Genomic DNA, 9,574 nt, shown 5'->3' with positions numbered 1-9,574 from the left:
GGGGTACCGGTTATTCGCGTTTCGTCGACAATTTCTTCCGTCGACCCCGCAGGTTATAAGTCAGCTTAGGGAGCGCGCCTACGCCGGTTTCAAATACAAACAGACTGTGATCGAACTGTCTTGGACATGGGCACCAAAGAACCAACGCATGCACTTGACTCCGCTCCTGCGTGGCGCCAAGTGCTCGCGCGGATCGAAGGTGCGGGCGTGCCATATGGACGCGAGCAATCCTTCAAGCTCGTGCCGGGCGCGTTGCTGGCCGACCGTATGCTCATCGGCGTTCCGACATCGACCTTCTCGCTGGACGCCACGGTCGCGGTGGGTGCAGCGCTCGGCATGCCCACAGCTGCACAACAAATCGTTACGCAGCGTTTCGGCGAGGCCAACGCAGTCTTCTTCGCGACCGAGGAGAGCGGTGTTCATCGCGTGTTCAAGCTGTACCTGGAGTTCTGGGATGCCGTGCGCAGGCGCGTGCGCGCCGGCGACGCGTCGCCGCAGCTGCTGCACCTGGGCGTCAAATGGGACAGCGCCCGGCCCGGACACTTCGAGGAAGCGCACTACATCTGCGTGCCGCTCCTGAACACGCGCGACGTGCTGCAACGCATGCGCGCCGTCGTCCCGGAGGCCGCCCCGGCCGCGGCCGTGGACATCGCCCAGGACATCGTGCGGCTCGCCGCACGCGTTCGCCCGCAAGCGCCCTTCCTTTATCTCGAGGTGAGCGAAACGGGCAACCCGCGTCGGTCGTTCGACGTGAACCTGTACAAGAGCGGGCTCGCGGTGGCGGACGCCGCATCGCAGCTGCGCGCCGCCGCCGCCCATTTCGCGGTCGCGGGGGAACGCTTCGAGGCCGTGCTCGCCGGGATGCAGCAGATGCCGCTGGGACACATCGCTGCCGGTTGCGACCGGCGCGGCGGCGAATTCTTCAGCGTGTATGCGGAGGTGGCGCCGCTGCCTTGAGGGCGCCGGGGAAGATTGGTCGGAGCGATAGGATTCGAACCTACGACCCTCTGGTCCCAAACCAGATGCGCTACCAGACTGCGCTACGCTCCGACTGGCTCGCATTCTACGCGTGACCCCTGGCGGCACCCAGCCGCCGTCGCGCGGCCGCCGCGGGGCGCCTCCGTCCAGTCAGCCCGGCCTGCCTACACTCGGCCCATGCTTCGCCGCGTGTACCTCGCTGCCTCCTTGCTCGTGCTGCCCCTGGCGGTGCTGCTGTTCGCGCAGTGGCCGCTGCGCGAGCTGGTGCAGGCCGGGTCGCGCCAGGCGAACGACGCGGCGCAAGTCCTGTTCGCACTGGCGATGGCCTTCGGCGTCGGCTTTGCGGGGCGCACCGGCACGCACCTGGTCGCCGGTCCGCCGCTGCGTTCGCGCCGAGTCGCCGCGGTCGCGACGCTTGCCTGCGTGCTGCCCTGGTCGCTCTTCATGTTGTGGACGCTCTCCGCGCCCGTGTGGGAATCGCTGCGCACGCTGGAGAAGTTTCCGGACACGCTGAATCCGGGCTACTTCCTGATCAAGGCGGCCGCCTGGATCCTGGTGCTGCTGGCCCTGCTGCAGTCGCTGGCCGCGGCCTGGCGCGTGGAAGCTCCGGATGCCTAGCGCCGGCCTCGGCATGCTGGCGCTCCTCGCAGCGCTCGTCGCCGGCACCGGCTTGCCCGTCTGGGCGCTGCTGCTGGGGGTGGCCAGCCTCGGGGCCGCGCTGGGCATTGCAATGGGTGTGCTCGACGCGGGCGTGCTGGGCGCGGCCTACCCACGGCTGGTGAACCTGCTGGAACACGACCTGCTCCAGGCCATGCCGCTCTACGTGTTCCTCGGCTTCCTGCTGCAGCGGCTGCCCGTGGCCGATGCGCTGGTCCGCTGCTTCTCCCGGCTGCTGCGCGGCACCGGCGCCGGTGCGGCGCTGTCGGCGTTGGCGAGCGGCGCGCTGCTCGCGCCCATGAACGGCTCGGTCGCCGCGAGTTCGGCCCTGCTCTCCCGCCTGGTCGCGCCGCGGCTCGCGGGCTTGCCGCCCGCACGCGCGTTGGCCCTCGTCGCAGCGGCCGCCACCATCGGCGTGGTCGTGCCCCCGTCGCTGGTGCTGCTGCTGCTGGGCGACGCCATGATGCGCGCCCACACCGAGGCCGCCCATCTCGCCGGCGCCACCTTCGACGGGCAGCGCATCGTCAACACGCAGGACGTGCTCCACGCCGCGCTGCTGCCGGCCCTGGCGGTGCTGCTGCTGTGGGCCCTGGTCGCGTGGCGGCAGGGCCGGCAAGCGCGCACGGCGGTCACCGACCGCGCCGAGCGTCCCCTCTCCCGACGAGAGATGCTGCTGGGCACCGGCGCGATCGCAGGCGTGCTGCTCCTGCTGGCCGGCGTGTTCACCGGGCGCATGCTCGCCGTCGAAGGCGCCGCGACCGGAGGCTGTGCGCTCGCCGTGCTCGCCGTTGTCACGCGCTCGCTCGATGCGCGCGCCTGGAGCGAAGTCCTGCTGGACACGCTGGCGCTAGTCGGCGCCTTGTTCGCTCTGCTCGTGGGGGCGACCACGTTCAGCCTGGTCTTCGGCCTGTTCGGCACCGGCGGGTGGCTCGCGCAGGTCACGGCCGGCGTGCCCGGTTCCTCGCTGCTCTTGCTGCTCGCAGTAGCCGCGTGCGCGTGGATCCTCGATGCCTTCGAACTGATCTTCGTGATCGTGCCCATCGTCGCGCCGCTGCTCGTGGTGCAACTGGCCGATGCGCAGCAGGTGGCCGTGCTGCTGCTGCTCGTGCTGCAGGCCGGCTTCCTGCTGCCGCCCCTGGGCTACGCCATCCTCATGACGCGCTCGCATGCGCGGCTGCCTGCGGTCTCCACGCGCGCGCTGCTGCGCGCGGTCGCGCCCTACGTCGCGGCGCAGCTGCTGGTCGGGGCCGCCGTGTACCTGTTCCCGGCGACCGTGCACACGCTCGACACCGCAGGCGCGCAGGCTATCGAGCCGACGGGGACCGAGACGGACGAAGACCTGGTGCGGCGCATGCGTGAGATGGGCCCGTCTCCCTCACCGGAAGACGGGCCCGCGGCGGACCCGGCGGGCGCGCAGCCCGCGCGCTGATCAGAGCTTCACGTATTCGTACTCGACCGGCTGGGCATTGATGCCGCGATCCGGCGGCGCGATCCACCCGGCCATCTTGCCCGGCTCGGTCACGCGCTGCTGCAGGCTCTTGACGAAGGCGGTGTCTTCCGGCGTCGGCAGCCAGTCGTTGCGCTTCGCCTCGAACTCGGCCGCCGTGATCGGCTGGCCTTGCGGGTCGGTGTGCAGGCCGGCCCAGGCGCCCACGCTGCGGCGGAAGCGCGTGGACGGCAGCTTGAACTCGAAGGGCACGCCCGAACGCTTTACCAGCATGTTCCAGCGGGTCACGCCCACGTTGCAGTCCTTGGCGTACTCCAGGCGCGTGATTTCGTTGATGCCGTTGCGCACGGAGATGCTCTCGTCCCGCACACCGCCCTGGCCGTCCGGCACCTGGATGGTCATGGTGGTGTCCGCCTCGACGTGGTCGGCGAACTTCGCCTCGTCCGGCCGGCCCTTGAGGCCGTTGCTGAAGTAGTTGGCGGCGTTGGACGAAGCTTCGGAGCCGAACAGGTCCAGCGAGCTGGTGAACCAGAAGTTCATGAACTTCTGGATGGTCGGCAGGTCGATGGCGCCTGCTTCGCGCACCTTCTTCCAGTCGTCCGTGTCCAGTTCCTTCATCACTTCCAGCGTGCGCTTGATGACGCGGCCGACGCCGGTCTCGCCCACGAACATGTGGTGCGCTTCCTCGGTCAGCATGAACTGGCAGGTGCGCGCGAGCGGATCGAACGCGCTCTCGGCAAAGGACTTCAGCTGGAACTTCCCGTCGCGGTCCGTGAAGTAGGTGAACATGAAGAAGGACAGCCAGTTGTCCATGGGCTCGTTGAACGTGCCCAGGATGCGCGGCTTGTCCGGGTCGCCCGAATGGCGCTCCAGCAGTTCCTCGGCCTCCTCGCGGCCGTCGCGGCCGAAGTAGGCGTGCAGCAGGTACACCATCGCCCACAGGTGCCGGCCTTCTTCGACGTTCACCTGGAACAGGTTGCGCAGGTCGTAGAGCGAAGGCGCCGTGTGGCCCAGCAGGCGCTGCTGTTCGACGGACGCAGGCTCGGTGTCGCCCTGCGTGACGATCAGGCGGCGGAAGGTGGAGCGGAATTCGCCCGGCACTTCCTGCCACGCGTCCTGGCCCATGAAATCGCCGAAGCCGATCTTGCGGTCCTTCTGCTGGTCGGCCAGGAAGATGCCCCAGCGGTAGTCGGGCATGGGCGTGTAGCCGTATTGCGCCCAGCCGGAAGCGTCGACGCCGACGGCGGTGCGCAGGTAGACGTCCTTGGCGCGGAAGCCGCTCGGACCCATCTCGTCCCACCAGCGCAGGAAGGCCGGCTGCCAGTGTTCGAGCGCGCGCTGCAGCTGGCGGTTGTCCGCCAGGTTCACGTTGTTGGGGATCTTGGCTTGCAGGTCAATGGTGCTCATGGGGTGTTCCTCGGGGTGCTTGCTGGGGTTCGCTGCGCTCACCGCCAGCCTACGTATGCAATTCGATGTCGGTTCTTGTAGGCTGGCGGTGAGCGAAAGCGAACCCCAGCGATGCGTCGTCAGACGCGCTTCCAATCAAACTTCGCCTTCTTCCCGCTGCCGAACAACTTCAGCGCGCCCTCCTCGCCGACGGCGTTCGGGCGGATGAAGATCCAGTTCTGCCAGGCCGACAGGCGCCCGAACACGCGCGTCTCCATCGTCTCCTTGCCGGGGAAGCGCAGCGAGGCTTCCATGCCGGTCAGCGCATCGGGCGAGAGCGAGGCGCGCTCTTCCAGCATCAGGCGGATCTCGTCGTCCCAGTCGATGTCGTCGGGCGTCAGCGTGACCAAACCCAGTCCCAGCGCCTGGTCGGCGCGCAGCGGGCTGTCCTGCAGGCCTTGCAGCTGCGCGATCGTCTGCGCGTCCTCGTTGAAGCGCGTCTGCAGCCGGGTGAGACCGTTCACTTCGGGGTAGCGGCCGAAGTTCGCCACGTTCAGGCGCAGCGCCGGCGCAGCGTCGGGCGCATCGGGCAGGTCCAGCATGTAGATGCGGTCGCAGGCCAGCGCCAGTTCGTACAGCGTGCCGGCGAAGGCGGAACCCTCGTCGACCAGCGCAATCAGCGAGCGGCTGGTGACGTCCAGCCGCGCCAGCGTGCGGCGCAGCAGCCCCACGGTCTCGCGCACGAGCCAGTGGTCCTTGTGCTTTTCCAGGGTGGCGTCGGCGAGCATCACCAGGTTGGCGTCGCCGCGCGTCTTGAGCACCCACGTGCCGATCTCGAGTTCGTTCGTGCGCAGGTTCAGGATCGCGTCGTCCAGTTCGCGGGCCATCTGCAGCGGCCACCAGCTCACGCCGGCCGCGACGATCGCCTCCGGCGTGGACGCGATCGCGGCAGCGGGCGCCTTCACCGTGATCGTGGCGACGCGGGTCGCGCGATCGACCTGCACGTCCACCAGCCCATAGTGGTAGCCCTGCTCGTCGATCGTCGCCTGCAGGGGCGTGAGCTCGACGCCCTGCTCCGGACCCTGGCGGGTGGACTGCGCGCGCAGCGCCGCGACTTCCTTGTCCACCAGCGCGCCGAATTGCTGCGGCTTCGCGTGTTCGTCGATCAGCTTCCAGTCCCTGGCGCGGTCGGCCCGGACGCCTTCGCTGGTCGTGCAGAAGATGTCGGCGAGGTCGCGGCGCACCTTGCGCTTGTCGGTCACGCGGGTGAGGCCGCCGGTCCCGGGCAGCACGCCGAGCAGCGGCACTTCGGGCAGGCTCACCGTGGACGAGCGATCGTCCACCATCGCGATGCGGTCGCACGCCAGCGCCAGCTCGTAGCCGCCGCCCGCGCAGGCGCCCGTCACGGCGGCGAGGGACTTCAGCCCTTCGTGCCGGGAGGAGTCTTCCAGGCCGTTGCGCGTCTCGTTGGTGAACTTGCAGAAGTTCACCTTCCAGGCATGCGTGGACAGTCCCAGCATGTAGATGTTGGCGCCGGAGCACCAGATGCGTTCCTTCGCGCTCTCGAACACGACCACCTTGACGCCGGGGTGTTCGAAGCGGATGCGGTTCAGCGCGTCGTGCAGCTCGATGTCGACGCCCAGGTCGTACGAATTGAGCTTCAGCTTGTAGCCGGGCTTGATGCCGCCGTCCTCGTCGATGTCCAGCTTCAGGCGCGCGACGTCGCCTTCCACGTTCAGCGTCCAGTGGCGGTAGCGGGAAGGATGCGTGGCGAAGCTCACCAGCTCGCGTTCCTCGCCGGCCAGCACCTGCTTGAACAGCAGGGGTTCGGTCATGGCGTTCATCGGGTCTCCAGGGTCGTTGCTTGCGGCGCGGGCACGGCCCGCTCCAGGTCTTTCAGGGACTGCTTGACAGTGCGCGCCGCGGTGTCCACCACGGCATCGGCGCGCGCATACAGGGCTTCGCGGCTGGACAGGATGCGGCGGATGTCCTCCAGCGCCTCGTTCACCGCGCCGCGCGGCAGCTCCGCGCCGTCGCCCGCGTTGAAGGGCCGCATGTCGCCCTGGGCGACGACGCGGCTCATGTGCTCTTCCGGGCTGGCCTTCACCCAGACGCAGTAGAAATGGCTTTGCAGCAGGTCGAAGGTCTCGCGCTCGCTGACGATGCTGCCGCCGGTGGTCATCACCACGCCTTGCGCATGTTCCTCCGCAATGCGCAGGAGTGCACGCCTTTCATAGCGGCGGAAGCCGGCCTGCCCGTGCAGCAGCAGGATCTCGTTCATGCTGGTGCCCGCCTCGCGCTCGATCTCGCGGTCGAGTTCGATGAAGGGAACGCCACGGTGGGCGGCCAGCTGCGCACCCAGCGTGGTCTTGCCCGCACCGCGCAGGCCGACCAGCGCAATGCGCTGCTCGCGGCCTTGCGCATCCGCCAGGCCGAAGCTCGTGCCGAGCAGGGCATAGGCCTGGTCCAGCTGCGCATCGTCGAGGCGCGCCACCAGGCCTTGCACACGCGCCAGGGCGGGCCGAGGCGCATCCTGCAGCAGGTCGAGAATGGTGATGTTCAGCGCGCGCGCGGCGGCTTCGAGCGAGTTGATCGACACGTTGCCCTTGCCGCTCTCCACGTCGTGCAGGAAGCGCTCGGACAGGCCCGAGTCCACGGCGAGCTGCTTGCGCGTCATGCCGCGCCGTGCGCGCCAGGCACGCACGCGGCCGCCCAGCTCCGCGAGCGTGGCGCGTTGGTTGTCGGTGTCGGACCGGAGTTGCATGGACGGATGGAGGAGCACGCGGGAAACGAAAACCTTGCGCTAAATCAAGATTGCACTATACTTCCTGCAAATCAGTTGTCAAGCAGTTTACTGCATGTGATCGGAACCACATGAAGCTCAAGATCCTCGTCGGCACCATGACCAGCACGGCCGACTACGTCGCCCAGGCCATCCAGATGGATTGCGCGGACCTCGTGGATGACATCGAAGTCGTGATGATGGACGGCCGCGACATCTCCGTCTTCGATGAAGATGCGCTATATCTCATCTGCTCGTCCACCTACGGCTCGGGCGATGTCCCCGACAACGCGCGCGCCCTGTACGACTCGCTGGACACGCAGCCCAGATTCCTCGGCCACGTGCGCTATGGCGTGATCGCCCTGGGCGACCGCACCTACGCGCAGACCTTCTGCTTCGGCGGCAAGAAGTTCGACGAGCGCCTGCAGGGCCTGGGCGCGCAGCGCATCGGCGAGGTCTGGTGCCACGACGCCAGTGCAGGCACCATGCCCGAGGAAGTCGGCACCGCGTGGTGCCGCGAGTGGCTGCAGAACGAAGCGATCCCGGCGCTGAAGAACAAGGAACAGACGGCCGCGTGAGTCGTAGGCTGGTGGTGAGCGAGAGCGAACCCCAGCGTGCGCGAGCGCTGGGGTTCGCCTTCGCTTACCCCAGCCTGCGAGGGTTACGAGGGCCCTGCGAGGTCCCGGTCAAAGGAGACAACGAATGCACCTGAGCCACGCCGACCACAGCACCAGCCCGCCGCGCGTCGAGATCCCGCGCGACTACAACGCGGCGCACGACCTGCTTCGCCGCAATGCCGCGCGGTCCGACAAGGTCGCCTACGTCGATGCATCCAGTGGCGAGACGCTCACGTATGCGCAACTCGACGAACAGGCGCACCGGTTCGCCGACGCACTGCGCGCACGCGGCTTCGCGCCCGAAACGCGCGTGATGCTGGCGATGCTCGACACGCTCGAGTGGCCGGTCGTGTTCCTGGGATGCATCCTCGCCGGCGTGGTGCCGATCGCGGCGAACACGCTCCTCACCACCAGGGACTTCGACTTCATGCTGCGCGACTCGCGCGCGCAGGCCTTGTTCGTGTCCAGGCCGCTGCTGCCCACGTTCGAGACGCTGATGGGCCAGGTCTCGACGCTCAAGCACGTGTTCATTGCCGGCGACAGCGGCGAACGCTCGGTCGCGCAACTGGTCGCCTCGGGACGCGCCACGAGCGAACTGGCCGGAACGTGCAGCGACGACGCGTGTTTCTGGCTTTATTCCAGCGGCTCCACCGGCACGCCCAAGGGCACGGTGCACCTGCACAGCCACCTGATCCAGACTGCGGAGCTCTATGGCCGCGCAATCCTCGGCATCCGCGAGAACGACGTCGTCTATTCGGCCGCCAAACTGTTCTTCGCCTACGGGCTGGGCAACGCCCTCACCTTCCCCCTCAGCGTCGGCGCCACGACCGTCCTGCTGCCCTCGCGTCCCACGCCCGCGGACGTGTTCCGGATCCTGAAGGAGCATCGGCCCACGATCTTCTACGGCGTGCCGACGCTGTACGCCGCGCTGCTGGCGGATGCGAGCCGGCCGAAGAAAAGCGAAATCGCCCTGCGTGTCTGCGCGAGTGCCGGCGAAGCGCTGCCTGCCGAGATCGGTGAGCGCTGGACCCGCGAGTACGGCTGCGAGATCCTGGACGGCATCGGCTCGACCGAGATGCTCCACATCTTCCTGTCCAACCGTCCGGGCCAGGTGCGCTACGGAACGACGGGCCAGCCCGTGCCCGGCTACGAACTGCGCATCGTCGGCGACGACGGCCACGAATGCGACGACGGCGAGATCGGCGAGCTGCAGATCTCAGGGCCGAGCGCGGCCCTCATGTACTGGAACAACCGCAGCAAGACCAAGGCGACTTTCGCCGGCGAGTGGACCCGCAGCGGCGACAAGTACACGCGCGACGCCGACGGCTACTACACCTACGGCGGCCGCAGCGACGACATGCTGAAGGTGGGCGGCATCTACGTCTCGCCCTTCGAGGTCGAGGCCTGCCTGATGACGCACGCCTCGGTGCTCGAGGCCGCGGTGATCGGCGTCGCCGACCACGACGGCCTGACCAAGCCGAAGGCCTACGTGGTGTTGAAGTCGGGACAGCAGGCCAGCGCCGAGGACCTGCAAGCGCACGTCAAGTCGCGGCTGGCGCCGTACAAGTACCCGCGCTGGATCGCCTTCGTGCCCGAACTGCCGAAGACGGCTACTGGCAAGATCCAGCGCTTCAAGCTGCGCGCCGCTGCGTCCTGAGGGAAAGCGATGGTGTGCGGCGCGCGCACGCGCACGCACAATCGCTGCGG

Annotated in this window: 8 protein-coding genes and 1 tRNA gene; 5 read left to right on the top strand and 4 right to left on the bottom strand. The window is 68.3% G+C overall.

The window, feature by feature from the left end; genetic code table 11:
• Nucleotides 1-207 precede the first annotated feature (207 nt).
• Entirely contained in the window at nucleotides 208-957 is a 750-nt protein-coding gene (locus JJB11_RS11150; protein ID WP_201170498.1) for a hypothetical protein, read from the top strand.
• A 16-nt stretch (nucleotides 958-973) separates the two neighbouring features.
• Here JJB11_RS11150 and JJB11_RS11145 read toward each other — a convergent pair.
• Nucleotides 974-1,050: transfer RNA gene (locus tag JJB11_RS11145), tRNA-Pro, on the bottom strand.
• Nucleotides 1,051-1,155: 105 nt separating this feature from the next.
• On the opposite strand from JJB11_RS11145, the gene JJB11_RS11140 reads away from it, so the two are divergent.
• Both JJB11_RS11140 and JJB11_RS11135 read left to right on the top strand, forming a co-directional pair.
• Nucleotides 1,156-1,596, top strand: coding sequence for a C4-dicarboxylate ABC transporter substrate-binding protein (locus tag JJB11_RS11140; protein ID WP_201170496.1), 441 nt, complete (start codon nucleotides 1,156-1,158; stop codon nucleotides 1,594-1,596).
• The gene (locus JJB11_RS11135; RefSeq protein WP_201170494.1) at nucleotides 1,589-3,064 is read left to right on the top strand and encodes a TRAP transporter large permease subunit; all 1,476 of its coding nucleotides are present in this window, start codon (nucleotides 1,589-1,591) and stop codon (nucleotides 3,062-3,064) included. The genes JJB11_RS11140 and JJB11_RS11135 overlap by 8 nt, the downstream gene beginning before the upstream one ends.
• On the opposite strand, the gene boxB is transcribed toward JJB11_RS11135, so the two are convergent.
• The 3 genes from boxB to JJB11_RS11120 all read right to left on the bottom strand — a co-directional run bounded on the left by boxB (nucleotide 3,065) and on the right by JJB11_RS11120 (nucleotide 7,232).
• Nucleotides 3,065-4,489: a benzoyl-CoA 2,3-epoxidase subunit BoxB gene (gene boxB / locus JJB11_RS11130; RefSeq protein WP_201170491.1), complete on the bottom strand. Its 1,425-nt coding sequence runs from the start codon at nucleotides 4,487-4,489 to the stop codon at nucleotides 3,065-3,067.
• A gap of 119 nt (nucleotides 4,490-4,608) precedes the next feature.
• Complete coding sequence (gene boxC, locus JJB11_RS11125; protein WP_201964763.1) at nucleotides 4,609-6,303, bottom strand: 2,3-epoxybenzoyl-CoA dihydrolase; 1,695 nt, start codon at nucleotides 6,301-6,303, stop codon at nucleotides 4,609-4,611.
• 5 nt (nucleotides 6,304-6,308) lie between these two features.
• Nucleotides 6,309-7,232, bottom strand: a complete 924-nt coding sequence (locus JJB11_RS11120; protein WP_201170486.1) for a helix-turn-helix transcriptional regulator — start codon at nucleotides 7,230-7,232, stop codon at nucleotides 6,309-6,311.
• A gap of 110 nt (nucleotides 7,233-7,342) precedes the next feature.
• Between JJB11_RS11120 and JJB11_RS11115 the strand changes: the two genes are divergently transcribed.
• The gene (locus tag JJB11_RS11115; RefSeq protein ID WP_201170484.1) at nucleotides 7,343-7,828 is read left to right on the top strand and encodes a flavodoxin domain-containing protein; all 486 of its coding nucleotides are present in this window, start codon (nucleotides 7,343-7,345) and stop codon (nucleotides 7,826-7,828) included.
• A gap of 124 nt (nucleotides 7,829-7,952) precedes the next feature.
• On the top strand, nucleotides 7,953-9,524 hold the full coding sequence (locus JJB11_RS11110) for a benzoate-CoA ligase family protein (RefSeq protein ID WP_201170482.1): 1,572 nt from the start codon (nucleotides 7,953-7,955) through the stop codon (nucleotides 9,522-9,524).
• Nucleotides 9,525-9,574 lie beyond the last annotated feature (50 nt).

Source organism: Ramlibacter ginsenosidimutans (assembly GCF_016654015.1).
Taxonomy (GTDB): domain Bacteria; phylum Pseudomonadota; class Gammaproteobacteria; order Burkholderiales; family Burkholderiaceae_C; genus Ramlibacter; species Ramlibacter ginsenosidimutans.
This window is presented reverse-complemented; position numbering and strand designations above follow the sequence as displayed.

Coding starts and splice junctions, on each gene's coding strand:
- JJB11_RS11135 (WP_201170494.1), top strand. CDS start 1,589: ATGCCTAGCGCCGGCCTCGGCATGCTGGCGCTCCTCGCAGCGCTCGTC.
- JJB11_RS11110 (WP_201170482.1), top strand. CDS start 7,953: ATGCACCTGAGCCACGCCGACCACAGCACCAGCCCGCCGCGCGTCGAG.
- JJB11_RS11115 (WP_201170484.1), top strand. CDS start 7,343: ATGAAGCTCAAGATCCTCGTCGGCACCATGACCAGCACGGCCGACTAC.
- JJB11_RS11140 (WP_201170496.1), top strand. CDS start 1,156: ATGCTTCGCCGCGTGTACCTCGCTGCCTCCTTGCTCGTGCTGCCCCTG.
- JJB11_RS11120 (WP_201170486.1), bottom strand. CDS start 7,232: ATGCAACTCCGGTCCGACACCGACAACCAACGCGCCACGCTCGCGGAG.
- boxB (WP_201170491.1), bottom strand. CDS start 4,489: ATGAGCACCATTGACCTGCAAGCCAAGATCCCCAACAACGTGAACCTG.
- boxC (WP_201964763.1), bottom strand. CDS start 6,303: ATGACCGAACCCCTGCTGTTCAAGCAGGTGCTGGCCGGCGAGGAACGC.